The organism is Pantoea phytostimulans, assembly GCF_046118715.1.
Classification (GTDB): Bacteria; Pseudomonadota; Gammaproteobacteria; order Enterobacterales; family Enterobacteriaceae; genus Pantoea; species Pantoea phytostimulans.
Map to the genome: position 1 here is coordinate 122909 of NZ_CP173698.1, position 24243 is coordinate 147151.

General features: G+C 49.4%; 23 protein-coding genes and 1 other RNA gene. 16 read left to right on the plus strand and 8 right to left on the minus strand.

Going from position 1 to position 24243, the window contains the following annotated elements; translation table 11 throughout:
- Nucleotides 1-173: 173 nt before the first annotated feature.
- The 8 genes from tig (at nt 174) to ACF2G4_RS00635 (ending at nt 9958) form a co-directional block, all read left to right on the plus strand.
- Nucleotides 174-1478: a trigger factor gene (gene tig / locus ACF2G4_RS00600; protein WP_243078407.1), complete on the plus strand. Its 1305-nt coding sequence runs from the start codon at nt 174-176 to the stop codon at nt 1476-1478.
- A 336-nt stretch (nt 1479-1814) separates the two neighbouring features.
- Nucleotides 1815-2438: an ATP-dependent Clp endopeptidase proteolytic subunit ClpP gene (clpP, locus tag ACF2G4_RS00605; RefSeq protein WP_215847439.1), complete on the plus strand. Its 624-nt coding sequence runs from the start codon at nt 1815-1817 to the stop codon at nt 2436-2438.
- Nucleotides 2439-2572: 134 nt separating this feature from the next.
- On the plus strand, nt 2573-3844 hold the full coding sequence (gene clpX / locus ACF2G4_RS00610) for an ATP-dependent protease ATP-binding subunit ClpX (RefSeq protein WP_215847438.1): 1272 nt from the start codon (nt 2573-2575) through the stop codon (nt 3842-3844).
- Nucleotides 3845-4036: 192 nt separating this feature from the next.
- Complete coding sequence (gene lon / locus ACF2G4_RS00615) at nt 4037-6391, plus strand: endopeptidase La (RefSeq protein WP_215847437.1); 2355 nt, start codon at nt 4037-4039, stop codon at nt 6389-6391.
- A 215-nt stretch (nt 6392-6606) separates the two neighbouring features.
- Nucleotides 6607-6882: a nucleoid-associated protein HU-beta gene (gene hupB / locus ACF2G4_RS00620; RefSeq protein ID WP_215847436.1), complete on the plus strand. Its 276-nt coding sequence runs from the start codon at nt 6607-6609 to the stop codon at nt 6880-6882.
- 246 nt (nt 6883-7128) lie between these two features.
- Nucleotides 7129-8997, plus strand: coding sequence for a peptidylprolyl isomerase (ppiD, locus tag ACF2G4_RS00625; protein ID WP_409075315.1), 1869 nt, complete (start codon nt 7129-7131; stop codon nt 8995-8997).
- Between the two features lie 140 nt (nt 8998-9137).
- Nucleotides 9138-9461: a helix-hairpin-helix domain-containing protein gene (locus ACF2G4_RS00630; protein ID WP_409075316.1), complete on the plus strand. Its 324-nt coding sequence runs from the start codon at nt 9138-9140 to the stop codon at nt 9459-9461.
- A 98-nt stretch (nt 9462-9559) separates the two neighbouring features.
- The gene (locus ACF2G4_RS00635; RefSeq protein ID WP_243078402.1) at nt 9560-9958 is read left to right on the plus strand and encodes a thioesterase family protein; all 399 of its coding nucleotides are present in this window, start codon (nt 9560-9562) and stop codon (nt 9956-9958) included.
- Nucleotides 9959-9999: 41 nt separating this feature from the next.
- Here ACF2G4_RS00635 and queC read toward each other — a convergent pair whose 3' ends face one another.
- Nucleotides 10000-10695, minus strand: coding sequence for a 7-cyano-7-deazaguanine synthase QueC (queC, locus tag ACF2G4_RS00640; protein ID WP_243078401.1), 696 nt, complete (start codon nt 10693-10695; stop codon nt 10000-10002).
- Nucleotides 10696-10736: 41 nt separating this feature from the next.
- On the minus strand, nt 10737-12455 hold the full coding sequence (locus tag ACF2G4_RS00645; protein WP_409075317.1) for an SgrR family transcriptional regulator: 1719 nt from the start codon (nt 12453-12455) through the stop codon (nt 10737-10739).
- Nucleotides 12456-12549: 94 nt separating this feature from the next.
- Here ACF2G4_RS00645 and cof point away from each other — a divergent pair, with 94 nt between their 5' ends.
- Nucleotides 12550-13371: an HMP-PP phosphatase gene (gene cof / locus ACF2G4_RS00650; RefSeq protein ID WP_332625376.1), complete on the plus strand. Its 822-nt coding sequence runs from the start codon at nt 12550-12552 to the stop codon at nt 13369-13371.
- Between the two features lie 34 nt (nt 13372-13405).
- Here the strand turns inward: cof and ACF2G4_RS00655 are convergent, their stop codons facing one another.
- Nucleotides 13406-14440 (minus strand): PLP-dependent cysteine synthase family protein, encoded by a 1035-nt coding sequence (locus ACF2G4_RS00655; protein WP_243078399.1) that lies wholly within the window; start codon nt 14438-14440, stop codon nt 13406-13408.
- Nucleotides 14441-14556: 116 nt separating this feature from the next.
- Here ACF2G4_RS00655 and ACF2G4_RS00660 point away from each other — a divergent pair, with 116 nt between their 5' ends.
- The 5 genes from ACF2G4_RS00660 (at nt 14557) to amtB (ending at nt 20495) form a co-directional block, all read left to right on the plus strand.
- Nucleotides 14557-15018, plus strand: a complete 462-nt coding sequence (locus ACF2G4_RS00660; RefSeq protein WP_243078398.1) for an Lrp/AsnC family transcriptional regulator — start codon at nt 14557-14559, stop codon at nt 15016-15018.
- 24 nt (nt 15019-15042) lie between these two features.
- Nucleotides 15043-16812 (plus strand): SmdA family multidrug ABC transporter permease/ATP-binding protein, encoded by a 1770-nt coding sequence (locus tag ACF2G4_RS00665; RefSeq protein ID WP_409075318.1) that lies wholly within the window; start codon nt 15043-15045, stop codon nt 16810-16812.
- The gene (locus ACF2G4_RS00670; RefSeq protein ID WP_215847430.1) at nt 16805-18580 is read left to right on the plus strand and encodes a SmdB family multidrug efflux ABC transporter permease/ATP-binding protein; all 1776 of its coding nucleotides are present in this window, start codon (nt 16805-16807) and stop codon (nt 18578-18580) included. The genes ACF2G4_RS00665 and ACF2G4_RS00670 overlap by 8 nt, the downstream gene beginning before the upstream one ends.
- Before the next feature lie 257 nt (nt 18581-18837).
- Nucleotides 18838-19176, plus strand: coding sequence for a P-II family nitrogen regulator (gene glnK, locus ACF2G4_RS00675; protein ID WP_003850469.1), 339 nt, complete (start codon nt 18838-18840; stop codon nt 19174-19176).
- 32 nt (nt 19177-19208) lie between these two features.
- On the plus strand, nt 19209-20495 hold the full coding sequence (amtB, locus tag ACF2G4_RS00680; protein ID WP_215847429.1) for an ammonium transporter AmtB: 1287 nt from the start codon (nt 19209-19211) through the stop codon (nt 20493-20495).
- A gap of 66 nt (nt 20496-20561) precedes the next feature.
- On the opposite strand, the gene tesB is transcribed toward amtB, so the two are convergent.
- Nucleotides 20562-21425 (minus strand): acyl-CoA thioesterase II, encoded by an 864-nt coding sequence (gene tesB, locus ACF2G4_RS00685; protein WP_409075319.1) that lies wholly within the window; start codon nt 21423-21425, stop codon nt 20562-20564.
- A 191-nt stretch (nt 21426-21616) separates the two neighbouring features.
- Here tesB and ACF2G4_RS00690 point away from each other — a divergent pair, with 191 nt between their 5' ends.
- Complete coding sequence (locus ACF2G4_RS00690; RefSeq protein WP_215847427.1) at nt 21617-22174, plus strand: YbaY family lipoprotein; 558 nt, start codon at nt 21617-21619, stop codon at nt 22172-22174.
- A 40-nt stretch (nt 22175-22214) separates the two neighbouring features.
- On the opposite strand, the gene ACF2G4_RS00695 is transcribed toward ACF2G4_RS00690, so the two are convergent.
- Nucleotides 22215-22526, minus strand: a complete 312-nt coding sequence (locus ACF2G4_RS00695; RefSeq protein ID WP_215847426.1) for an MGMT family protein — start codon at nt 22524-22526, stop codon at nt 22215-22217.
- 174 nt (nt 22527-22700) lie between these two features.
- Between ACF2G4_RS00695 and ffs the strand changes: the two genes are divergently transcribed.
- Nucleotides 22701-22797: signal recognition particle sRNA small type (gene ffs / locus ACF2G4_RS00700), an RNA gene on the plus strand.
- 159 nt (nt 22798-22956) lie between these two features.
- Here the strand turns inward: ffs and ACF2G4_RS00705 are convergent.
- From ACF2G4_RS00705 to ACF2G4_RS00715, 3 genes are all read right to left on the minus strand, one after another.
- A complete protein-coding gene (locus ACF2G4_RS00705; RefSeq protein WP_243078394.1) occupies nt 22957-23172 on the minus strand; it encodes an HHA domain-containing protein in 216 nt (71 codons plus the stop codon).
- 24 nt (nt 23173-23196) lie between these two features.
- Nucleotides 23197-23574, minus strand: coding sequence for an Hha toxicity modulator TomB (gene tomB / locus ACF2G4_RS00710; RefSeq protein ID WP_215847425.1), 378 nt, complete (start codon nt 23572-23574; stop codon nt 23197-23199).
- A gap of 148 nt (nt 23575-23722) precedes the next feature.
- Nucleotides 23723-24073, minus strand: coding sequence for a hypothetical protein (locus ACF2G4_RS00715; protein WP_243078393.1), 351 nt, complete (start codon nt 24071-24073; stop codon nt 23723-23725).
- Nucleotides 24074-24243: the final 170 nt, after the last annotated feature.

Genomic DNA, 24243 nt, shown 5'->3' on the forward strand with positions numbered 1-24243 from the left:
TTCCAGCGATGCCGCTATAATGCTGCGTCTATTTTTCCGGAATGTCTTCGGGACGCTTCTGGTAACAGGGATCAGGTTCTCTTCACGGAAGCCGTCCCGGTTGTTGGATACGGCGCATTAACAATGTGTGGTGTCTGAAGTTGACCGAGCACGTGATTTTTTGAGGTAACAAGATGCAAGTTTCAGTAGAAACCACTCAAGGCCTGGGCCGTCGCATTACGATCACTGTCGCAGCTGACAGCATCGAAAGCGCCGTAAAAAAAGAACTGGTTGATGTGGCGAAAAAAGTCCGTATCGATGGTTTCCGCAAAGGCAAAGTGCCAATGAACATCGTGGCACAGCGTTACGGTGCTTCTGTACGTCAAGACGTGCTGGGCGATCTGATGACGCGCAACTTCGTTGACGCCATCATCAAAGAAAAAATCAATCCGGCTGGCGCACCTAACTACGTGCCAGGCGAATATAAAGAAGGCCAGGATTTCACCTATTCGGTCGATTTCGAAGTTTATCCAGAAGTTGAGCTGAAAGGCCTGGAAAACATCGAAGTTGAAAAACCAGTGGTTGAAGTGACTGATGCTGACGTTGACGCCATGCTGGATACCCTGCGTAAGCAGCAAGCCAACTGGATCGAAACTGAAGCAGCTGCCGAAGCGGAAGATCGCGCAACTATCGATTTCTCTGGTTCTGTTGATGGCGAAGAGTTTGAAGGCGGTAAAGCGTCTGACTTCGTGCTGGCAATGGGCCAGGGTCGCATGATTCCAGGCTTTGAAGAAGGCGTTGTGGGTCATAAAGCGGGCGAGACTTTCACTATCGACGTGAAATTCCCAGACGATTACCACGCTGAAAACCTGAAAGGCAAAGATGCGAAGTTCGAGATCGTGCTGAAGAAAGTTGAAACGCGCGAACTGCCAGAATTTACTGAAGAGTTCATCAAGCGTTTCGGCGTTGAAGATGGTTCAATTGCCGGTTTGCGTACTGAAGTCCGTAAAAATATGGATCGCGAGCTGAAAGGCGCAATCCGTAACCGCATTAAGACCCAGGCAATCGACGGTTTAGTTGAAGCCAACGAAATCGACGTACCTGCTGCGTTGATTGACAGCGAAATCGACGTTCTGCGTCGTCAGGCTGCTCAGCGTTTTGGTGGCAACGAGCAGCAAGCGCTGGAATTACCACGTGAGCTGTTTGAAGAGCAGGCTAAGCGCCGTGTTGTTGTAGGTCTGCTGCTGGGTGAAGTGATTCGCACCCACGAGCTGAAAGCTGACGAAGCGCGCGTAAGCACGTTGATCGAAGAAATGGCGTCTGCCTACGAAGATCCAAAAGAAGTCATCGAGTTCTACAGCAAAAATAATGAGCTGATGAACAACATGCGTAACGTTGCATTGGAAGAGCAAGCGGTTGAAGCGGTTCTGGCTAAAGCCAAAGTGACCGAAAAAGCCACTAACTTCCAGGATCTGATGAACCAGACTCAGTCTGCCTGATTCCAGATTTAACCTGACGTGCTAAGCCCGCAACTGAAAAGTCGCGGGCTTTTTTGTTTTTAGCGTTCAGGCGCACAGGCTTTAGCGCTATTCGGTTAATTAATCGGCAAATTATTCACGCATCGCTTTTTCCGGGTTAGCGATTAAGGAAAAGATTGTTATGCTTGAAACAACTGGGCAGCATCCCCAGATAGAGGGAGTATGCAAATAAAACAGTTAAGCTGGCTGATTAACCGTCCTGAAGGTGTCGGAAAGAGACTGAGCATAGTTTTCCTCGCTCGTCTTACGTAGAATCGGTACAGAATGTTGCCAATGAAATTTAATCAGGAGACGGTAATGTCATACAGTGGCGATCGTGAATTTACTGCACCGCATAATGCGCTGGTGCCAATGGTGGTCGAGCAAACCTCGCGTGGCGAGCGTTCCTACGACATCTATTCCCGTCTGCTCAAAGAGCGTGTGATCTTTTTGACCGGGCAGGTTGAAGACCATATGGCGAACCTGATTGTCGCGCAGATGCTCTTTTTGGAAGCAGAGAATCCAGAAAAAGACATCTACCTGTATATCAACTCTCCAGGCGGCGTTATCACCGCTGGCATGTCTATTTATGACACCATGAAGTTTATCAAACCGGATGTCAGCACCATTTGTATGGGCCAGGCTTGTTCGATGGGCGCTTTCCTGCTGACCGCAGGCACCAAAGGTAAACGTTTCTGCCTGCCTAACTCACGCGTCATGATTCACCAACCATTAGGCGGTTATCAGGGCCAGGCAAGTGATATCGAAATTCACGCGCGTGAAATTCTTAAAGTAAAACAGCGCATGAACGAGCTGATGGCAGAGCATACAGGCAAAACGCTGGAAGAAATTGAACGCGATACTGAGCGTGATCGTTTCCTCTCTGCGAGTGAAGCGGTAGAGTATGGATTAGTCGATTCTATCCTGACACATCGCGAATAAGACCCAACTTGCCCTTATCCTTACGCTATAGTTATCAGGATATCGGTTATATTATGGGTTGAATGAATTTCGGCCGTGACGACACGGCCAGCGCCGTACGCCGGTATGGCCTGAGAACTAGAAGAGGTTAACTGATGACAGATAAGCGCAAAGACGGTTCAGGAAAGTTGCTGTACTGCTCTTTTTGCGGCAAAAGCCAGCATGAAGTGCGTAAGCTGATTGCCGGGCCGTCAGTGTATATCTGCGATGAGTGTGTTGATCTGTGTAACGACATCATTCGCGAAGAGATTAAAGAAGTTGCCCCGCATCGCGAACGTAGTGCTCTGCCTACGCCGCATGAAATTCGCCATCACCTCGACGATTATGTTATCGGTCAGGAAAAGGCGAAAAAAGTGCTGGCTGTGGCGGTATATAACCACTACAAACGCTTGCGCAACGGCGACACCAGCAACGGCATTGAACTGGGTAAAAGTAACATTCTGCTGATCGGTCCAACCGGTAGCGGTAAAACGCTGTTGGCGGAAACGTTGGCGCGCCTGTTGGATGTACCGTTTACCATGGCAGATGCAACGACGTTAACTGAAGCGGGTTATGTGGGTGAGGATGTTGAAAATATCATCCAGAAACTGCTGCAGAAATGTGATTATGATGTGCAAAAAGCACAGCGTGGCATCGTCTACATTGATGAAATCGATAAGATTTCACGTAAGTCAGACAATCCATCAATCACGCGTGACGTGTCCGGTGAAGGTGTACAGCAAGCCTTGCTGAAACTGATTGAAGGCACCGTAGCAGCCGTTCCACCGCAAGGGGGACGTAAGCATCCACAACAAGAGTTTTTGCAGGTTGATACTTCGAAAATCTTGTTTATTTGTGGTGGCGCGTTTGCTGGCCTGGATAAAGTCATTTCGCAGCGTGTTGAAACCGGTTCTGGTATCGGATTTGGCGCGACAGTGAAAGGCAAATCAGAGAAAGCGTCTGAAGGTGACCTGCTTGCTCAGTGTGAGCCGGAAGATTTGATCAAATTTGGTCTGATTCCTGAGTTTATTGGTCGTCTCCCTGTTGTGGCGACGTTGAGTGAACTGAGCGAAGAAGCCCTGATTCAGATCTTGCGTGAACCAAAAAATGCGCTGACTAAACAGTATCAGGCGTTGTTCAACCTGGAAGGCGTTGAACTGGAATTCCGTGATGAGGCATTGACTGCCATCGCGAAAAAAGCGATGTCACGTAAAACGGGTGCGCGTGGTTTGCGTTCCATCGTTGAAGGTGCTTTGCTGGAAACCATGTACGACTTACCTTCAATGGATGACGTTGAAAAAGTGGTGATTGATGAATCAGTTATTGAGGGGCAGTCAGACCCAATGTTGATTTACGGAAAGCACGAAGCGCAGGCTTCTGGCGAATAAATAATCAATTTAGCCATGTTATTATCTTAAAAAAGGGGAAAATTCTTTCCCCTTTTGTTTTTCTCGCCTCTGTGACGTTGAATGTCGGACGATCATCCCCATATACTCAGATACCTGTGGGTAATTGCATACTTCATTCATGCATGATGCGGTTCCCATCACCTGGCGGACATTAAACTAAGAGAGAGCTCTATGAATCCTGAGCGTTCTGAACGCATTGAAATCCCCGTGTTGCCGCTGCGCGACGTGGTGGTTTATCCGCACATGGTAATTCCGTTGTTTGTCGGTCGGGAAAAATCGATTCGGTGCCTTGAAGCCGCAATGGATCATGATAAGAAGATCATGCTGGTCGCACAGAAAGAGGCTTCAACGGATGAACCTGGCATTAACGATCTCTTCTCGGTAGGGACCGTCGCTTCTGTTTTGCAAATGCTGAAACTGCCGGATGGCACGGTTAAAGTATTGGTCGAAGGTTTACAGCGTGCGCACATCACGACGCTGGCAGACAACGGTGACCATTTTGTTGCTCAGGCTGAATATCTGGAATCTCCAGAGATTGAAGAGCGTGAGCAAGAAGTGCTGGTGCGTACGGCGATCAATCAGTTTGAAGGCTATATCAAACTGAATAAGAAGATCCCACCAGAAGTACTGACTTCACTGAATAATATTGACGATGCGGCACGTCTTGCCGACACCGTCGCTGCGCATATGCCACTGAAATTAGCGGATAAACAATCAGTGCTGGAGATGTCAGACGTGAACGAGCGTCTGGAATATCTGATGGCGATGATGGAGTCCGAAATCGATCTGCTGCAGGTTGAGAAGCGCATTCGCAACCGCGTCAAAAAGCAGATGGAAAAAAGTCAGCGTGAGTACTATCTGAATGAGCAAATGAAGGCCATTCAGAAAGAGTTAGGTGAGATGGATGATACGCCTGATGAATACGAAGCGCTGAAACGCAAAATTGATTTGGCAAAAATGCCAGATGAAGCACGCGAAAAAGCGGAAGCAGAACTGCAGAAGCTGAAAATGATGTCACCGATGTCTGCTGAAGCAACTGTTGTACGTGGTTACATCGACTGGATGGTCCAGGTGCCATGGAACGCGCGCAGCAAAGTGAAAAAAGATCTGCGTAAAGCTCAGGAAACGCTGGATATCGACCATTACGGTCTTGAGCGTGTGAAAGATCGCATCCTTGAGTATCTTGCGGTGCAAAGTCGCGTTAGCAAAATCAAAGGGCCTATTTTGTGCCTGGTTGGACCGCCGGGTGTTGGTAAAACTTCACTGGGCCAATCAATTGCTAAAGCGACAGGCCGTAAATATGTGCGTATGGCGCTGGGCGGCGTGCGTGACGAAGCAGAAATTCGCGGTCACCGTCGTACTTACATCGGCTCAATGCCGGGTAAACTGATCCAGAAAATGGCGAAAGTCGGCGTGAAAAACCCGCTGTTCCTGTTAGATGAAATCGATAAGATGTCATCTGATATGCGGGGTGATCCGGCGTCTGCTCTGCTGGAAGTACTTGATCCAGAACAGAACATTGCGTTTAACGATCACTACCTTGAAGTCGATTACGATCTTTCCGACGTGATGTTTGTCGCGACATCGAACTCGATGAATATTCCGGCACCGCTGTTAGACCGTATGGAAGTGATTCGCCTTTCGGGTTATACCGAAGACGAAAAACTGAATATTGCGCTGCAGCATTTATTGCCGAAGCAAATCGAGCGTAACGCATTAAAAGCTCACGAAATCACGGTTGAAGACAGTGCTATTGTCGGCATCATTCGTTATTACACCCGCGAAGCGGGCGTACGTAGCCTTGAGCGTGAGTTGTCGAAGCTTTGCCGTAAAGCAGTGAAATCGCTGTTGATGGATAAGACCAAGAAACACATCACCATTAACGGTGAGAACCTCAAGGACTTCCTTGGTGTTCAGCGTTTCGATTATGGTCGTGCCGACAGCGAAAACCGTGTAGGTCAAGTGACCGGTTTGGCATGGACGGAAGTTGGCGGCGATTTGCTGACTATCGAAACCGCCTGTGTACCGGGCAAAGGTAAATTAACTTATACCGGTTCACTGGGTGAAGTGATGCAGGAATCGATTCAGGCTGCGTTAACTGTGGTACGCGCTCGTGCTGAGAAACTGGGCATCAATGGCGACTTCTACGAAAAACGTGATATTCACGTTCACGTACCTGAAGGCGCTACACCTAAAGATGGCCCAAGTGCCGGTATTGCTATGTGCACCGCATTGGTTTCTTGTCTGACGGGTAACCCAGTGCGCGCAGATGTTGCGATGACAGGTGAAATCACCTTGCGTGGACAAGTCTTGCCGATTGGTGGTTTGAAAGAAAAACTGCTGGCAGCGCACCGTGGTGGTATTAAAACTGTGCTGATTCCAGATGACAACAAGCGTGATTTGGAAGAAATTCCACAGAACGTTATTGCCGATCTGGACATTCATCCGGTTAAACGTATTGAAGAAGTGCTGAACCTGGCACTGGAAAATGCACCATACGGAATGCAGGTCGCGACAGCAAAATAGTGATTAACGGCAAAAACCGTTAAAAAGCAGAGCTGGCAAGGCAATTGGCGCTTGCCAGCTTTTTTTTGTGCCGCTAGTTTAGGTGGCTGTGGAAGCAGCGTTCTAAGAGAATTACCGTTGTTTCGGCATAACAGGCTTGATATAACTTGCTGCGCGTTCGTGTTCGGCGGGAAGCGCGGATACGAAGTGAAATAATAAAAGAGGGGATGAAAAGAGTGAATAAGTCACAATTGATCGACAAAATTGCTGCAGATGCTGATATTTCTAAAGCAGCAGCGGGACGTGTTTTAGATGCATTCATGGGCTCTGTTTCTGACGCGCTGAAAGGCGGCGATGAAGTGGCGCTGGTGGGTTTCGGCACTTTCTCCGTGCGCGACCGTGCTGCACGTACTGGCCGCAATCCACAAACCGGTAAAGAAATCACTATTCCGGCAGGCAAAGTACCCGGCTTCCGTGCGGGTAAAGCATTGAAAGACGCAGTCAATCAATAACAACGAATGCATTCATTGGAGCATTTTCTTCAGTGGATTAGGGGACGGTTAACGCGTTCTCATGTAACATACGGGCACATCGATTTGATGTGCCTTTTTTTATCCTGAAGCGGCGAAAAAAGGTCGTGAGACGTGTCTCAGCAGGATTAATGCTGCCAGCTAAACTTGCAGCTGCGTAATGGGCCAGCAACACGGCGTATTACGCCCGAGCTTTACATTCACACTACAGCGGAGTGTTGTCATACCATGATGGACAATTTACGCGCGGCGTCGAACCATGTCGTGCTCAAGATTATTTTGGGGTTGATCATTCTCTCCTTTGTGCTGACGGGCGTTGGCAACTATCTGATTGGCGGCAACAGCGATTATGCAGCCAAGGTTAATGGTCAGGAGATCAGCCGGGCACAGCTGGAGCAGGCGTTCAATAATGAGCGTAATCGTCAGCAGCAAATGTTGGGCGAACAGTTCTCTCAGCTGGCAAGTAATGACGGTTATATGCAGCAAATTCGCCAGCAGGCGCTTTCGCAACTGGTTGATCAGGCGCTACTCGACGCTTATATCAAAGATCTGCACATCGATATCAGCGATGAACAAGTCAAACAAGCCATCTTCAATCAGAAGGCTTTCCAGACCAACGGAAAATTTGATAACGCTAAATACAACGGTTTGATCTCCAGTATGGGCTATTCCGCCGATCAATATGCGGAAGCACTGCGTAAACAGTTATCAAATCAGCAATTGATCAATGCGGTAGCCAATACCGATTTCATGCTGAAAGGTGAAACCAGCAAGCTGGTAGACCTCGTTTCACAGAAGCGTGATATTCGCCAGGCGACGATTGATGTCAATGCGCTTGTTGCCAAACAATCCGTCACTGATGATGAAATAAATCAATATTATCAGCAACATAAAAGCAATTTTATGGCGCCAGAGCAATTCCGTGTTAGCTACATCAAACTTGATGCGGCAAGCATGCAGCAGAATCCCAGCGAAGCTGAGGTTCAGAGTTGGTACGACCAACACAAAGCTGAATATTCTCAGCCACAGCGTAATCGTTATAGCGTGATTCAGACCAAGACCGAAGCGGATGCAGAGGCGTTATTAACGCAGCTGAAAGCAGGTGGGGACTTTGCTGAGCTGGCAAAAACCAAATCCATCGACCCGATTTCGGCACGCAAAGGGGGCGACATGGGTTGGTTAGAACCCGCGACAACACCTGATGAACTGAAAAACGCCGGCTTGACGGAAAAAGGCCAGATGTCAGCAGTGATCAAATCTTCTGTTGGTTTCTTGATTGTCCGTCTCGACGATATCCAGCCAGAGCAAGTTAAGCCATTTGCCGAAGTGCAGAGCGCAGTGGCAGATAAAGTGAAGCAGGAAAAAGGCGTTGATGCTTTCTACAAACTTCAGCAGAAAGTGAGTGAAGCAGCCAGCAACGACAATGAATCGCTGGCGGGTGCTGAACAAGCGTCGGGATTAAAAGCCACTGAAACAAACTGGTTTAGTCATGACAGCCTGCCCAAAGAACTCGATTTTGATGCGGTTAAACAAGCTATTTTCAACGGTGGTTTAGTCGGTCAGAACGGTGCGCCAGGTAATAATTCAGACATCATCAGCGTCGATGGTGATCGTGCTTTTGTTCTGCGTATCAGTGAACACAAAGCGGAAGCCGTGCAACCGCTGGAACAGGTTAAGGCGCAGATTAGCGATACATTGAAGCACGAGAAAGCGCAGCAGCAAGCGAAAGCGCAAGCGGATAAGCTGCTGGCAGATTTGAAGGCCGGCAAGCAAGATGCTTTAACTGTAGCGGGCTTGACGCTGAGCGCGGCCACGACGGTTGACCGTAACGCGCAAGATCCGGTTGCTCAGGCAGCCTTCAATTTGCCACAGCCAGCAGACAACAAACCTTCATGGGGTGTAAGTGAAGATATGCAAGGCAATGTGGTTCTGGTAGCGGTGGATAAAGTTAGCACCGGTAGCATGCCGCAGGCGCAGATTGATGAAATGGTTAAAGGTGTGACGCAGAACAATGCTCAACTGGCATTTGAAGCGCTGCTACAAAACCTGCGTAAAGAAGCAAAAATTAAGTACGGCGCTGCTGCACAAATGCAGTAAGCCTCGCAAATAATCAGGTAATCACTGAAACAAACAAAGGCCGCTTTCGCGGCCTTTTCCATTTTTGTTTTTTGTCTTTTGAGTCAATCCTGCCTGCGTGAAATGCTGTGCCTGCTGTTAACCACAAGGAGAAACACAGCATGGCAAAATCCACTTTATATGCACTTTGTCTTTCACTGGCGCTTGGCGGCGCACTTTATCAAACCGCACTGCATGCCGAAGAAGCGTCAGCTGAAGCGCAGGCAGCGCAGATTTTCTTGCCACAACAGGATCAAGTCAGCATCAATGAGGCTTCTGCTGAACAGCTATCGAAGGTTATGAATGGTGTCGGTTTGAAAAAAGCCCAATCAATTGTGAGTTACCGCGAGCAATATGGCGCCTTCACGGCGATTGAACAGTTAAAAGAGGTGCCGGGGATTGGTAATGCGTTAGTCGAAAGAAATGCCTCACGTTTGAAATTGTGAAGTGACACACATCTCTGACAGATAGCCTGCCGCAAAGGTTGGGTTTTGCTAAGTTTAACAGGTCCAACCAGTTATTCATTTGCGGCAGGAGTTTTTAAATGCGAACCACTATTAAAGTGCGTGGCTATCATCTGGATGTTTATCAACATGTTAATAATGCACGATATCTTGAATTTCTGGAGGAGGCGCGCTGGCAATGGCTAGAAGAAGCCGACGCTTTTAACTGGCTGGTAGAACAAAGGCTGGCTTTTGTGGTGGTCAATATCAATATCAACTATCGTCGCCCAGCGGTGCTGGGTGATGTACTCGAAATAGACAGTGAGATTACGCAATTAAACGGCAAAAGCGGCATTATTGCGCAGCGCGTGTTATTAGCGGGAGAAGAAACTGTAGTGGCAGACGCAGCGCTGACCTTTGTCTGTATCGATTTGCACAGCCAAAAAGCGGTGCCAATTGAAGGAGAATTACGTCAACGCTTGCAAGGATTAATGATGTAATCGCAGGGCAGGGCGGCGAATGAAACATTCGCCGCCTGTGATCAGTTTAAACCCGTTTTACTTTTCATCGCTGCCATGATGCCAGAACGATCGTTGAGATAAAGCTGCAAGCCATTGGCGCGCAAATGACAGGCTGCACACTCTCCGCAGCCATCGCCTTTAATGCCGTTATAGCAAGTTAATGTCTGCTCACGCACTAACGTCAGGTGTTGCCAGTAATCTGCCAACGCCCAGGTTTCAGCTTTATTCAGCCACATTAAAGGCGTTTCAAAACGAATATTGCGCGCCATGCCCAGGCTCACGGCATGATTCAGCGCCTTAACAAATTCGTCACGGCAATCGGGATAACCAGAAAAATCGGTTTCGCATACACCGGTAATCACTGCTTCTGCCTCGACTTGATACGCATAAACGGATGCCAATGTCAGAAACAGAATATTGCGACCAGGAACAAACGTGCTGGGTAAGCCGCTGGCGTCGGGATCGTAGGCAGGCACGGGAATATTATCGCGTGTCAGACTGCTTACTGCGAGTTCGTTTAGCATCGTGACATCCAGCACTTTATGCGCACGCGCCCCTAGCTGGAGCGAAAGTTCACGTGCGACATCAATCTCTTCGCGATGACGCTGACCATAATCAAAGGTGACGCAATGCACTTCATCATACTGCTGGAGTGCCTGAATTAAGCAGGTGGTGGAATCTTGTCCACCACTGAAAACGACAACGGCGCGTTTCATGGTGTTTATCCTGATCAAAAATTGGTGTCTATGGTAATGCCTCAGTCTGTCGCTGAACAGCTGCGTGAGGTGCTAATCGGCGGCGGTATCCAGGCGCGATTAAAATCGAACCATCCTAAAGTGTTAAGCTGAAGCCCTTCTACCCCCGGTGGTGCGGAAATTTGGTAACGGTAGTTAAAGAGCGGAAGCAATACACCACCGATCATGAGCTGTTGATAGAGTTGATGCAAAGCCCTGGAGCGATCGTCTGGACTATCAATTTGCTGCAACTCACAAAGCTGCTGATACATTGCCGCGCCTTGCTCAGAATGCCACAGTGGCTGCCACAGCGGGTCTATCTGCAGCCAGGTCGCCAGGGTAAAAACCGGTGCATCACCAATCAAACGATCGCCCATGACTAAATCAGCATCGGCGAGCGAATGAATATCTCGCCAGCTTTTCACTTGGTGAAAAATGATTTCAAGCTTGCAGCCATTTGCTAACAGGAGCTGCTGTAATGCCCGCGCCATCTCATGCAGTTCAACCGGCAAGTGATAGTGCAGTGTCAGGTTAGCAGGTAACGGGTATTGTTCCTCTTTGAGCTCAGGTACCGGCCAGCCGGGCAATAACTCTCTGCTTGGTGTGATGAGACCCTCATCCAAAGGTAACTGAGTAATGATGTCGCTCTGTTGCACCAGATTAAATAAGCGACGTGCCTGACCTGGTGTAAATCCACTGCGTGGGCGACAAACCAGATAACAAAAACCCAGGCTAATGCTCCGGCTGACGGGACGTAAGCTGTCCAATTCATCAGTATCACCAATAGCGATTTGCACCGGATGGCGGCAACTGGTGCCCAACGTACGATCAAATAGCTGTGGCGTAATCCAATACTCTATCGCTTGCAGGAGTGGAAGCTGTAAATGCCAGCGCGCGTGGCTTTCGATTCGTACCAGCTCAGGTGTGAAATGCTTTAGCTTCCAGGGACCGCTGCCAATGTGAGTATCAACAGGATGCGGCAGCAAACAGAGTTGGTGAGCCAATCTGTGCGGCAACCAGTAATCGCTTTGCTTTAGCTGAAAACGCAGCGCGAGTGGATGGGGCGCATCGATATGCACCACATCGGCAAGCAACTGACGTACGCGCGCGTTCTGTATGATCTTTTCAAATTGCGCCACGAGGTGACTGGCCTGAATCAGCTCGTCGCTATGCCAGAAAAGCTGCGGACGAAGCCAGAATAACCAAACTCGTCCCTGTTCCTGATGTTGCCAGTGGTGCGCAAGATCACCAATAGGATCATCATTCTGGAATCGCGTCAAACCGGAGAAAAGTTGATGTACCAAATGTTGTTCGGCCCGGCCACTGATCTGCAACGGCTGCACACTTTCTAATGGCCGATAATAAGGAATACGCAGTACCGGCGCATTGTTCTGCCACTGTGCGCCCATCAAAGGCTGTAGCAGGCTCATTAACTTCTCCGGTGCAACTTCCATAACCTGTAAGGCTTCTGTCGCATCGCCTGATGCTAAACGGCTATGCAACAATTGCTGGCGCAGCTGCTCTGGTGCAAGAATAAATTCCAAACGACCCTGCTTACCACGGCCCGGTTCGCCTTGCCAGCGTAGCCAACCTGCTTGCTGCCATTGCGACAGCAGCGTGCGCAGATGGCGCTCACTGCAAATGCAGTAGCGTGCCATTTCTGCCACGCACGTTTGTTGTGGAGCGCCCTGACTTTGCTGCCACAAGCGCTGAAACTGATTAAGACGATTAAGTTGGCGCATAGTAAACCCGGAACAATTTTCTAAAAGTATTCACTATTACTTCCGCAATTAACAGGTGATAGTAGCTGAACAGTTTTTCAGCGGGAGATAAGTGATGGCACGTTTAGCAGCATTTGATATGGATGGCACATTATTACTGCCGAACCATCAGTTGGGCGGCGAGACGTTAGCGAGTTTACAGGCATTACATCTTCGCGATGTGCAGCTCGCGTTTGCTACCGGTCGGCACCTGCTTGAAATGCAAATCCTGCAGCAGAAAATCACGCTTCCCGCCTGGCTGATCACAGGTAACGGAACGCGCGTGCACGACAGACAAGGCAATTTGCTGTTCGCAAGCGACTTACCGCCTTCCGTTGCGGAAGAGGTCATTCATACGCACTGGGATACAACGGCATCCATGCATGTGTTTAATGATCAAGGCTGGTTCACTGACAAAGCGGTTCCTGCGCTACTTGCGGCCCATCAGATGAGTGGTTTTCATTATCAATTGCGCGATCTGAAATCTATCCCTGCACACGATGTGACAAAGATCTGTTTTATTGATGAACATACGCGCTTGTGCAAACTTAAAACTCAGCTTGAAGCGGCATTAGGTGCGCAGACAAATATCTGTTTTTCGGCGTGGGATTGTTTGGAGGTCTTACCGCTTAACTGTAACAAAGGCAGCGCATTAACTCTGCTCTGTCAGCATCTTTCATTAACTTTGGCGGATTGCATGGCATTTGGCGATGCAATGAACGATCGAGAGATGTTGGCGCAAGTGGGCAAAGGTTTCGTGATGGGCAATGCCATGAGCCAGTTAAAAGCTGCGCTGCCGCATCTGCCCATTATTGGTCATTGCGAGACACAGGCGGTGTCTCACTATTTAAATCACTGGCTTTCCACACCTGACCTCGCGTATTCCCCCGAATGCTGAGGATTGCAGTGAACCGGACAGGAAGTCCGGTTTTTTATTCCAGCTCGCGCAGCCAGGGTTGAATATCGCCGATATTTTTTGCTACCCATTCCGGCTGATAATAGCTGTCGAGGTAACGCTCGCCGCTATCACACAACAGAGTGACTAACGCGCCTTTTTCGTTGTTTTCACGCATCCGTTTTGCCACCTGAATCATGCCCCAAAAATTGGTGCCGGTAGATGCGCCAGGTTTGCGTCCCAGTAATTTTTCCAGCTTCAGCATCGCAGCAATGGTCGCGCCATCCGGTACTTTCATAATCTCGTCAATGACATCTGGCATAAAAGAGGGCTCTACACGTGGGCGGCCAATGCCTTCAATCATGCTGCCACGTGTACTGTGCAAACGCGTATCGCGGCTGTGCCAGTAATCAAAAAACACAGAGTGTTGCGGATCGACCACTAATAAATGCGTATCGAAGCCTTGATAGCGAATGTAACGCCCTAGTGTGGCAGAAGTGCCGCCCGTTCCTGCGCTCATAATTAAGGTATGCGGGGTAGGATAAGGTTCAAGCGTCATCTGACGAAAAATGCTCTCGGCAATATTATTATTACCGCGCCAGTCAGTTGCACGCTCCGCATAGGTGAACTGATCCATAAAATGCCCGTTCATCTCACGCGCCAGCCGCTCCGATTCCGTATAAAGCTGGCAAGGATCCTCAACAAAATGGCATTGCCCGCCATAAAAAGTAATTTGCTCTATTTTACGTTTAGCGGTGCTGGCGGGCATCACGGCGATGAACGGCAAACCCAGCAGCCGCGCAAAATAGGCTTCAGATACTGCGGTGCTGCCGGAAGAGGCTTCAATGATCGGGGTATTTTGCTTTATCCAGCCGTTGGCCAGGCCATATAAAAACAGCGAACGCGCCAGACGATGTTTTAAGCTGCCGCTCGGATGGGTACTTTCATCTTTCAGGTAAAACCAGATGCCAGGGAAATCGGCCAGATCAAAGCGGATCAAATGGGTTTCTGCGGATCGTTGAAAATCTGCGTTGATTTCTTTAATGGCGTGGCGAGTCCAGCAAGTGTGCATGTTAAGCATCCGGCAGCGTGAATGGCGGCTATTTTAAGGCACTGGCGGGAAAAAGAGATTGCTATATTGCCGCTAAAATCACGTTAATAGAGAAAATATTTCTACGGAAAAGCCAAATGCCAGATAAAACAGACTTTAAAATGCTGGCGCTGCTGCAGCAGGATTGTACGTTATCGCTGCAGGCGCTGGCGGATGCGGTTAATCTCACCACAACGCCATGCTGGAAACGCCTGAAAAAGCTGGAAGAAGATGGCATTATTCGCGCACGTGTTGCCCTGTTGGACGGTGAAAAACTCGGTTTATCGCTGACGGCGTTTATGTTTGTTAAGACGCAGCAACACAGCAGCGACTGGTATCAGGCGTTTGTGTCGGTGGTACGAAGTATGCCCGAGGTGATGGCCTTTTACCGTATGGCGGGCGAATATGATTACCTGCTGCGCGTGCAGGTTGCCGATATGAAAAGCTACGATGGCTTTTATAAGCGCTTAGTTAACGGCGTTCCGGGTTTGATTGATGTGACCTCCAGCTTCGCCATGGAAGAAATTAAATACACCACGGCTTTACCTGTCGCCCCTTGAGGGCAAAAGATTGAGAGCAGCGTTGTGCGATTATTCAGCCAGTTAAGTTGGTATTTTATACGTGAGTGGCGACGCTATGTAGGCGCCGTCATCTTATTGATCATTATTGCTATTCTGCAGTTGTTACCGCCGCATGTGGTGGGCGTTATTGTGGATGGCGTTACGCACCATAGTATGAGCACTGGCCAAATCATGATGTGGATTGGCATCATGCTAGCAACCGCGATAGTGGTTTACCTGTTGCGCTATGTCTGGCGCGTGCTGCTGTTTGGCGCCTCTTATCAACTCGCGGTAGAGCTACGTGAAGATTTTTATCGTCAGCTAAGTCGCCAGCATCCCGCCTTTTATTTACGCCATCGTACTGGCGACTTAATTGCGCGCGCAACAAATGATGTGGATCGCGTGGTTTTCGCCGCCGGTGAAGGCGTGTTGACACTGGTCGATTCACTGGTGATGGGTTGCGTCGTGTTAGTGGTGATGAGCACGCAAATCAGCTGGCAATTGACCTTGCTGTCACTGATACCCATGCCGATTATGGCGCTGGTGATCCATCGTTACGGCAACCAATTACATCAACGCTTTAAACTGGCGCAGGCAGCTTTTTCCAGCCTCAACGATCAGACCCAAGAAAGCCTGACCAGCATCCGCATGATCAAATCTTTTGGTCTTGAGCAGCATCAGTCGCAGCAATTTTCTGACATTGCCCGCGATACAGGTGAAAAAAATCTGCGCGTGGCTCGCGTTGATGCACGGTTTGATCCCACCATTTACATCGCGATTGGCTTTTCCAATCTACTGGCGATTGGCGGCGGCAGCTGGCTGGTGTGGCACGATCAAATGACGCTAGGTCAGCTCACCAGTTTTGTAATGTATCTCGGTCTGATGATTTGGCCCATGTTGGCGCTGGCGTGGATGTTTAATATTGTCGAGCGCGGTAGTGCAGCCTGGAGCCGAATTCGCGTCCTGTTGTCGGAAGCGCCGGCGGTAGAAGATGGTGAAAAAACACTGCCTGCAGAGCCAGGTCTTTTGCAGGCGGCGATCCGTGAGTTTCGTTATCCTGCCAGCTCCGGGCCGGTATTAAGTCATCTCAATTTCCAACTGAAACCCGGCGAAATGTTGGGCTTATGTGGTCCAACCGGCAGCGGTAAAAGTACGCTGCTTAGCTTGATTCAGCGCCACTTCGATATTCAACAAGGCGATATCCGCTATCACAATCTGCCGCTCCCGCAATTACGCATTGATAGCTGGCGTAGCCGCTTAGCCGTGGTGAGCCAAACGCCCTTCCTGTTTTCGGATAGCGTGGCGAGTAACATTGCGCTGGGTAAACCCAATGCTTCGCAGGAAGAGATTGAGCAAGCAGCCAAAATGGCCTGCGTTCATGATGACATCTTACGTTTACCGCAAGGGTATGAAACAGAGGTGGGTGAGCGCGGCGTGATGTTATCGGGTGGGCAGAAACAGCGGCTTTCGATTGCTCGTGCATTATTGCTGAATGCAGAAATCCTGATCCTTGATGACGCCTTGTCCGCGGTGGACGGCCGTACAGAACATGAAATACTGCATAACCTGCGCATCTGGGGCAAGAATCGCACCTTGATCATCAGTGCACATCGTCTGTCAGCGTTAACTGAAGCCAGCGAGATTCTGGTGCTACAGCAAGGTACGATCGCGCAACGTGGCAATCACGATACGCTAGTGGCAGAGCCAGGTTGGTATCGCGATATGTATCGTTATCAGCAATTGGAAGCCGCGCTAGACGACGACGAGAATGAAAAAGGAGTGCCGCATGGCTAAGTCACAACGCTTGTGGCCAACACTGAAACGCCTGCTGAGCTACGGTAAACCCTGGCGTAAGTCCTTGTCGATAGCCGTCGCAATGCTGTGGATTGCCGCTGCCGCTGAAGTCACGGGCCCGGTTCTGGTCAGCTACTTTATCGATAAATTAGTGGCGAAACACCATATGCCTTGGGCTGTGGTGGCTGGGCTGGTGGTGAGTTTCATTTTGCTGCAATTGTTGGCTGCTGCGCTGCATTACTGGCAGGCACTGCTGTTTAATCGCGCGGCGATAGGCGTGGTGCAGCGATTACGCAGCGATGTGATGAATGCGGCTCTGCGTCAGCCGCTGAGCGCGTTTGATACGCAGCCGGTTGGGCAAATCATCTCACGCGTTACTAACGATACCGAAGTGATCAAAGATCTCTACGTTACGGTGGTAGCAACAGTGTTGCGCAGCGCAGCGTTAGTCGGCGCGATGATGGTCGCGATGTTTAGCCTTGACTGGCGCATGGCGCTGGTGGCGATGTTGATTTTCCCGATGGTGCTGGTGGTGATGTTGATTTATCAGCGCTACAGCACGCCTATTGCACGCCGTGTACGCAGTTATCTGGCTGAAATCAACAACGGTTTTAATGAAGTGATCAGCGGCATGAGCGTGATCCAGCAGTTTCGTCAGCAGGCGCGCTTTGGTGAGCGCATGGGCGAGGCCAGCCGTTCACACTATCTGGCGCGCATGGAAACGCTGCGGCTGGACGGATTCCTGCTGCGGCCTCTATTAAGCCTGTTCTCGGCCTTGGTGCTGTGTGGCTTGTTGATGCTATTTAGCTTTTCCATGCCGGGCGTATTTGAAGTGGGCGTACTTTACGCTTTTATTACCTATCTGGGACGCCTGAACGAACCCTTGATCGAACTAACCACCCAACAATCAATGTTGCAGCAGGCGGTAGTATCGGGTGAGCGCATTTTTGAGCTGATGGATGCCGCCCAACAGCAATATGGTAGTGATGATCGTCCCCTCGCTTCAGGTCGTATCACCTTTAACAACCTGAGCTTTGCCTATCGCGAAAATCGCGATGTGCTGAGTAATATCAATCTTGAGGTTCCTTCACGCGGGTTTGTTGCATTGGTGGGACATACCGGCAGTGGAAAAAGCACGCTGGCCAACTTATTAATGGGTTATTACCCGGTGACGCGCGGCGAGATTCGCCTCGACGATCGCCCGATAAGTGAACTGACACATTCGGTGCTGCGACGTGGTATTGCGATGGTGCAGCAAGATCCGGTCGTGTTAGCGGACACCTTGTTGTCCAACGTACGCTTAGGCCGCGATATCAGTGAAGAGGCGGTCTGGCAGGTGCTTGAGCAAGTCCAGCTGGCACCCTTAGCCCGCAGCATGCCCGAAGGCATTCACACCCGGCTGGGTGAGCAGGGCAATAATCTCTCTGTTGGGCAAAAACAGTTGTTGGCGCTGGCGCGGGTGCTGGTCGAATTACCGCAAATCCTGATTCTTGATGAGGCCACGGCCAATATCGACTCTGGCACTGAGCAGGCTATTCAGCAAACGCTACGCACCTTAAGGCAGCACAGCACATTGGTGGTGATTGCTCACCGCCTTTCAACCATCACCGAAGCCGATACAATTTTAGTTCTGCATCATGGACAAGTTGTGGAGCGTGGCAATCATCAGCAACTGCTCGCGCAGCAAGGCCGCTATTGGCAAATGTATCAGTTACAGCAAGCAGGGGATGAACTTGCTTCGGGCATGCCCTTAACAACAGAAGGGTGATCTGCACCTTTTTTGCGCGCTTTTATCAGATTAATCTGTATAAATGCACTTCTTTGAGGCTGAAGGCACCAAAGAAGTGCAGTCGTTTCTCTTAACTCCCCCGCTTAAACTATTCTCTGTGTTATCCATCACAAAACAAAGCTAGCTCCAGCGCGCCTGACTCACTGATTAATCGCTTTCGATATTTGTGGCACACGCTTTGCTTATATCTCTGCGTGTCCATGAGACTCACCTATTTAATACCCGGAGGGGATCCTATGAAGCTGGTTACCGTAGTGATTAAACCATTCAAGCTGGAGGATGTGCGTGAAGCTTTATCCTCTATTGGCATTCAGGGGCTGACCGTCTCCGAAGTTAAAGGTTTTGGTCGTCAGAAAGGGCATGCCGAACTTTATCGTGGCGCTGAATACAGCGTTAACTTTCTGCCGAAAGTGAAAATTGATATCGCCATTGCTGACGATCAGCTTGACGAAGTTGTGGACGTTATCAGCAAGGCGGCTTACACCGGTAAAATTGGCGACGGTAAAATTTTCGTGGCTGAACTGCAGCGCGTAATCCGTATTCGTACCGGCGAGACCGACGAAGCAGCTCTGTAATTTAAGCTCAGTAATGTGATGGGATGGATAAAATGAATAAAGTTTTGACTAAGTTGGGCCTGACCAGCCTGGCACTGTTACCATCGCTCGCGATGGCTGCACCTGCCGTTGCGGACAAGGCTGATAACGCATTTATGATGATTTGCACCGCGCTGGTGCTGTTTATGTCAATTCCAGGTATTGCCTTGTTTTACGGCGGATTAATCCGTGCAAAAAACGTGCTGTCAATGCTGACTCAGGTTGCCGTAACGTTCTCTCTGGTTTGCGTGTTGTGGATGGTTTATGGCTATTCGCTGGCCTTCAGCGAAGGCAATGCGTTCTTCGGCGGTTTCGAGTGGGCAATGCTGAAAAATATCCAGCTGACCGCCGTGATGGGCAGCTTCTACCAGTATATTCACGTTGCATTCCAGGCCTCTTTCGCCTGTATCACCGTCGGTCTCATTGTCGGTGCGATTGCTGAACGTATTCGCTTCTCTGCAGTTCTGATTTTTGTGCTGGTTTGGCTGACACTGGCGTATCTGCCTATCGCTCACATGGTGTGGGGCGGCGGTTATCTGGCTCAGGACGGCGCGCTGGACTTTGCTGGCGGTACCGTGGTGCACATCAACGCCGCTGTTGCGGGTCTGGTGGGTGCTTACCTGGTCGGCAAACGTGCTGGTTTTGGCAAAGAAGCGTTTAAACCGCATAACCTGCCAATGGTCTTCATGGGTACCGCGATTCTCTATGTCGGCTGGTTTGGCTTTAACGCCGGTTCAGCTTCAGCAGCTAACGAAATCGCTGCGCTGGCCTTCCTGAACACTGTTATAGCAACGGCAGGCGCAGTTTTGTCCTGGACCTTTGGCGAGTGGGCTGTTAGGGGTAAACCTTCTCTGCTGGGTGCGTGTTCCGGCTTTATTGGTGGCCTGGTTGCGATTACCCCCGCGTGTGGTTATGTCGGTGTCGGTGGTGCGTTGATCATCGGTCTGGTGGGTGGATTGGCTGGCCTTTGGGGTGTCACAACCTTGAAGAAATGGCTGCGTGTTGATGACCCGTGTGATGTGTTTGGTGTGCACGGCGTGTGTGGCATCGTAGGGTGTATTCTGACCGGTGTTTTCGCTTCCTCTTCACTGGGCGGCGTGGGTTACGCAGAGGGCGTTACCATGGGCCATCAGGTTTGGGTACAGATTTTCAGCGTTGGCGTTACCATTGTTTGGTCGGGCGTGGCCGCATTCATCGGCTTCAAACTGGCTGACATGATTGTGGGTCTGCGTGTACCAGAAGAGCAGGAACGCGAAGGTCTGGACGTCAACAGTCACGGCGAAAACGCTTACAACCAGTAAGAAATCACTTCAAAAAGAGCAGTGCGCTAAAATAAAAAATATCAGGGGCGATCAATCGCCCCTTTTTTATTCATTTCGCTGACGCATTACCCCTTCCTGCACCGTTGATGCCACCAGTACACCTTGCTGATTATAAAACTCACCCTGCACAAAACCACGTGCGCCAGACGCAGAGGTGCTTACCACGCTGTAAAGCAGCCACTCGCTAAAATCGAAGGGGCGATGAAACCACATAGAATGATCAATGGTAGCGACTTGCATATCGGCTTCAAGAAAGCCTTTACCGTGCGGCTGAAGCGCAACGGGCAAGAAGTTTAAATCGGAAGCGTATCCCAAAACATATTGATGCAGGCGCAAATCATCGGGCAGAACGCCATTAGCGCGGATCCAGACCTGGCGAACGGGCTCATCGACATGGCCTTTTATCGGGTTATGAATCTGAACCGGGCGAATCTCCAATGGACGTTCAGCGATAAATTTTTCTCGGACTTTTTCCGGCAGCAAATGTGCCATTTTTTGCGCCATCATCTGCTCAGAGGGCAAATTATCTGGGCCGGGTACCGAAGGCATTTGATTCTGATGCTCGAAACCACTTTCGGGGGCCTGAAACGAGGCGGTCATATAGAAGATAGGATGACCATTTTGCACCGCGCTGACGCGGCGAGCACTGAAGCTTTTGCCATCTCGTAAGGTTTCGACATCGTAAATAATGGCTTTTGCACTGTCGCCGGGACGTAAAAAATAGCTATGAAACGAATGAATGATGCGATCTTCAGGGACCGTTTGTTTGGCGGCATACAGCGCTTGCCCGACAACCTGACCACCAAAAACCTGGCGCAAACCGAGATCCTCGCTTTGACCACGGAATAAACCCTCTTCGAGTTTTTCCAAATTTAATAAATTCAGCAGATTTTGCAGTGCCTGGCTCATCGCGCTTTCCTCAGAAAAGTAACCTGCTCAGTTTGAAAGATCCGACCAGTTGTCGTCAATCAGACTTTCGCCTGAGTGCCAGCCAGGCAAATTTCCGAATTCTGTGCCAACATTAAGGACATACGGCGAGTGAAGCGCTGTACTGCAGATTCGCTGCTGATAATCATTTTGATCAAATGGAGACGACATCAATGAAATTCTGGCAAGTGTTCAGTGGATTAGCATTGGCGGTGGCTGTCGCAGGGTGTGCCGATAAAGGTAAGCCGGTTGCAACGCCGACTTTAGGTTCCGCAGTGGCAGGACAGCAAGCGGCAATTACCCAGCCAAACGTTAGCGGTTCGGTTTATATTCGTCAACGCATTGCGTTGCCACCGGATGCAGTATTAACCGTTACGCTTTCAGATGCTTCAATGGCAGATGCACCCTCTAAGGTGTTGTCACAGCGCGTAGTACGTACTGAAGGCAAACAGGCACCTTTCCAGTTTATCCTGCCTTTCAACCCAGCAGATATTCAGCCTAACGCGCGTATCTTGCTGAGTGCAGCGATTACTGTTGACGGCAAAATGGCCTTTATCACGGATGCGGTAAAACCCGTGATCAATCAGGGCGGTACCAAAGCGGAACTGTTGTTGGTTCCGGTTCCACAGATGGCAATGCCAACCCAACCGGGCGCAGCGACCACGGTGCCATCAACCTCCCCGACGCAGGTGACACCATCCTCTTCTGTACCCGCACCAACCAGTCTGTAACGCCGTTCTGGGGCGACGCCGTTCGCCCCAAATTTATTAATTAATAGCACCAACGATATTTTTCCAACGCAATCTTTCCCTCATCGCTGACCTCAATACCTTCGGCTTCCAGTGCATCGCGTTGCCGAAACAGGTCATCACCTTGCAATGAAATTGTGCCGTGACGGTTAACCACTCTATGCCAGGGCAAAGTACTGCCTGCAGGCAGGCGCTTTAACACGCCGCCGACTTGTCGTGCCGCTCGGGGCGAACCTGCAAGTTGGGCAATTTCACCGTAAGTGATGACCTTACCGGCTGGAATGGCGGCGACAATTTGCCAGATACGTTGCTGAAAGCTGTCGGGTTGGTCCATCTGCTTGTCCTGTCGCAAAAAATGGCTTCAACTTTAGCATGACAGACGAGAGCGGAATGCGCGGAAGTGCTTGTTGTTCAAGAAAGCAACGGTCATCCCGTCTGCGCTTGCAATTGCCAAGGGCTTCCCCGATAATGCCTGCGCTCTCGTAATGAGGGCTATCAATGGGGGCCCTGTTGGTTCTCCCGCAATGCTAGCTTGTGAACTCGGTCAGGTCCGGAAGGAAGCAGCCGCAGCAGGTGACGTGTGTGCCGGGATGTAGCTGGCAGGGCCCCCACCCAATTTTATCCTCCCCCTCTTTCTACTCAAAAAACGATGCTCAAAAAAAGCAGACAGGCGAAACTCGCCTGAGGCCGATCCATTGCCGGCAGGCGAGATTATTAAGTCTGGATGGATGCGTTGTAGGGAAAAGACGTAAAGCAGTGAAGGACTAACGTACGAATTTCCACACCGAAACGGGAACTTTGTCGTAAAGCTTATTCATTGTCAGTTCAGCTAAACGATGATCGGCTGCAGAGTAAAATACGGCTAGTTCGTTGTCAGGTAATTCGTACTTATTTTTTTCAATGACCCTTTCAAGGGTATCGATTGAGCGACAACGACGCAGTCGCATCAAATAATCCGTTTTAGTTAGGGCTTTGTTCATAAATAAACCGTTCTCACGTAAGTACTATAACGAATGGCTTGGTTGCTGGAGAAAAGCGCACTCTTCAGTGAACAGATTAAATAAGCGTTTAGCTGAACGTTGCCATCGTTGAAGATCTTGCGTATTGATACCGTAATTACTGAACAACATAAAGGTATCGTCAAGATATTCATCGATTTGCGAAATCAGCGCTTCATCTTCAACATGCTTAATTTTGTAATTCATCGTGAAAGAGGCGATATGCTCAATCAGATCATTGAGTTGTAAATTGCTTTCAGAAGTGGGGTCATTAACCCAGCCATGATGGCTATCAGTCAACGTTGCCATACTTTCGTCAAACAGGCTCTCACACAGATATTTGAGCTGGGCAATATCATGCCGTTTCGGTGAGTATTCGTCCATCTTTTTCCCCTCCGTAGCAAGCACAGTTACCGCGATGCGGGGTGATAAAGCAAAGCGGCCAGGAAGCGATTATATAGAGCTGTTAATAAACGGAGTGCTTTAAATATAGTGTAAAACCATTAGTTTTGCTCACCTCCATTACTAAATATTACAATTCGTCGGCGGGAGAAGGACGCGTATTGTCAATTAGCTCAAACGCCAGCGCACCGGGCACGATTTGAAACATTACCTGCTCTTTTTGCGTCATGGTTTCATTTAGATCTAAACACGGACTAAATAAATTCCAATCAAAATGGTAAAGCATTTTAAATCTATTCGGCCCGACAACTTCTATTGAATTTATTTTAAAACTCTCTGGAACTAACAGGGCATTGTGTGAATACCACTGTAAATCTCCGGCTAGCGGTTCCGCTATTTTGAGAATATTCCGCTGAATGATCGTTTCTATTTTAGCGATATCTGTTTCGCAAGGTGCAATATCACATTCAATATGCAGCATATCAGGGTCTGTAATTACAATTGATAAACCTATGATTAATGTTCTGCAAGAAGTTTGCAAGCGAGATACTGAGCGGACAAACGATAGCTGAGATAGGTTATTGTTTAAGTTGTTGATTATAATCTAATTTAATGATTTTTTTCTCTCAATAATTTGCCCGCTACGTTATC

Bases quoted from the DNA above. Each gene is read 5' to 3' on its own strand.
- ACF2G4_RS00635 (WP_243078402.1), top strand. From the start codon at position 9,560: ATGCGAACCACTATTAAAGTGCGTGGCTATCATCTGGATGTTTATCAA.
- lon (WP_215847437.1), top strand. From the start codon at position 4,037: ATGAATCCTGAGCGTTCTGAACGCATTGAAATCCCCGTGTTGCCGCTG.
- tomB (WP_215847425.1), bottom strand. From the start codon at position 23,574: ATGGACGAATACTCACCGAAACGGCATGATATTGCCCAGCTCAAATAT.
- ACF2G4_RS00645 (WP_409075317.1), bottom strand. From the start codon at position 12,455: ATGCGCCAACTTAATCGTCTTAATCAGTTTCAGCGCTTGTGGCAGCAA.
- ppiD (WP_409075315.1), top strand. From the start codon at position 7,129: ATGATGGACAATTTACGCGCGGCGTCGAACCATGTCGTGCTCAAGATT.
- queC (WP_243078401.1), bottom strand. From the start codon at position 10,695: ATGAAACGCGCCGTTGTCGTTTTCAGTGGTGGACAAGATTCCACCACC.
- ACF2G4_RS00670 (WP_215847430.1), top strand. From the start codon at position 16,805: ATGGCTAAGTCACAACGCTTGTGGCCAACACTGAAACGCCTGCTGAGC.
- ACF2G4_RS00695 (WP_215847426.1), bottom strand. From the start codon at position 22,526: ATGGACCAACCCGACAGCTTTCAGCAACGTATCTGGCAAATTGTCGCC.
- tesB (WP_409075319.1), bottom strand. From the start codon at position 21,425: ATGAGCCAGGCACTGCAAAATCTGCTGAATTTATTAAATTTGGAAAAA.
- amtB (WP_215847429.1), top strand. From the start codon at position 19,209: ATGAATAAAGTTTTGACTAAGTTGGGCCTGACCAGCCTGGCACTGTTA.
- ACF2G4_RS00630 (WP_409075316.1), top strand. From the start codon at position 9,138: ATGGCAAAATCCACTTTATATGCACTTTGTCTTTCACTGGCGCTTGGC.
- glnK (WP_003850469.1), top strand. From the start codon at position 18,838: ATGAAGCTGGTTACCGTAGTGATTAAACCATTCAAGCTGGAGGATGTG.
- ACF2G4_RS00690 (WP_215847427.1), top strand. From the start codon at position 21,617: ATGAAATTCTGGCAAGTGTTCAGTGGATTAGCATTGGCGGTGGCTGTC.
- ACF2G4_RS00715 (WP_243078393.1), bottom strand. From the start codon at position 24,073: ATGCTGCATATTGAATGTGATATTGCACCTTGCGAAACAGATATCGCT.
- tig (WP_243078407.1), top strand. From the start codon at position 174: ATGCAAGTTTCAGTAGAAACCACTCAAGGCCTGGGCCGTCGCATTACG.
- clpX (WP_215847438.1), top strand. From the start codon at position 2,573: ATGACAGATAAGCGCAAAGACGGTTCAGGAAAGTTGCTGTACTGCTCT.
- ACF2G4_RS00655 (WP_243078399.1), bottom strand. From the start codon at position 14,440: ATGCACACTTGCTGGACTCGCCACGCCATTAAAGAAATCAACGCAGAT.
- ACF2G4_RS00705 (WP_243078394.1), bottom strand. From the start codon at position 23,172: ATGAACAAAGCCCTAACTAAAACGGATTATTTGATGCGACTGCGTCGT.
- cof (WP_332625376.1), top strand. From the start codon at position 12,550: ATGGCACGTTTAGCAGCATTTGATATGGATGGCACATTATTACTGCCG.
- clpP (WP_215847439.1), top strand. From the start codon at position 1,815: ATGTCATACAGTGGCGATCGTGAATTTACTGCACCGCATAATGCGCTG.
- ACF2G4_RS00660 (WP_243078398.1), top strand. From the start codon at position 14,557: ATGCCAGATAAAACAGACTTTAAAATGCTGGCGCTGCTGCAGCAGGAT.